Source organism: Campylobacter sp. BCW_4323 (genome assembly GCF_001763115.1).
Taxonomy (GTDB): domain Bacteria; phylum Campylobacterota; class Campylobacteria; order Campylobacterales; family Campylobacteraceae; genus Campylobacter_D; species Campylobacter_D jejuni.
Genome location: NZ_MJYC01000032.1, coordinates 1 through 1,046, shown reverse-complemented (window position 1 = coordinate 1,046; position 1,046 = coordinate 1). Strand labels below are relative to the sequence as shown.

The window sequence follows — 1,046 nt, the reverse complement described above, 5'->3', positions numbered from 1 at the left end:
CAAGCTAGTCCTCTTGCTAAGATTAAATTTGATAGGATAAGATGGGAAGGGATAGGAGGTAAAAACAATCAATTACCAATTCAAACTCATCACATTGCCACCAATAAGAGTAAAAAATATACTCCAAAATTTCAAGAGATACTTAATTCATATGATTTAAAACTAAATGGAGATTGGAATAAAGTTAAAATGCCACATCGCGGAAGACATCCTAATGAATACCATGAATACATTCTTGAAAAAATGAATAAAATTGATAAAATAGCTAGAGGAGATAAGAATAAATTCTTAAAAGAATTTGAAAAACTAAAAGAAGAAATCAAAAATAATCCTGCTATACTTCATAAAGAATACTATAAGGAGAGAAAACAATGAGATATTATAAAATGATGTATAACTATAATCATAATGATGTGGATAATTGGTGCTCTTGTAATCTTGTAGATATAAAAAATAATAATGAATATGCACTTTTAGAATCTAAACCTATCACAAATTGGCAAACACCTAGTTTTGAAATCGATAAAGATGAAGGAAGCATACTAACTGGTCTTATACACAATGACTGTGGTTGGCGTATAGTCTCTCCTAAATTTATAAATTTAATGCAAGATTTAATCAAAGATTGTGTGCAATATTTAGATGTAGAAATTAAAAATCAGGAAATAAATTATTATGGTTGTAAAATTATGCATGTAATAAAATCACTTGAGGCTTTAGATTATGAACATTCTGTATATACTTATATGGGTGATAATGATGAATATTTAAGTATTACTAAAGCTGTTTTAAAAAAATCAAAACTTGATGGAAGTCATATATTTAGAATTAAAGATGATGAAATACCTGTTTTTGTATCAAGTGAATTTAAAAAAATAGTAAGAGAAAACAATTTATTAGGTTTTAGTTTTAGTGAAGTTATGGTATATTAAAATTAATAAACATATAAAAATATTACAATTATAAATTATATAAACTTATTAGGTTTTATCAAACAAATACCATAATAAAGGATAAAAAATGACAAGAGAACAAGCAGAATTAAT

General features: G+C 25.2%; 2 protein-coding genes. Both read left to right on the top strand.

The window, feature by feature from the left end; genetic code table 11:
- On the top strand, positions 1-375 hold a 375-nt coding region (locus AJN60_RS01530; protein ID WP_237766501.1), incomplete at its 5' end, for an AHH domain-containing protein.
- Positions 372-932, top strand: a complete 561-nt coding sequence (locus AJN60_RS01525) for an imm11 family protein (RefSeq protein WP_070285748.1) — start codon at positions 372-374, stop codon at positions 930-932. The genes AJN60_RS01530 and AJN60_RS01525, both read left to right, overlap by 4 nt.
- Positions 933-1,046: the final 114 nt, after the last annotated feature.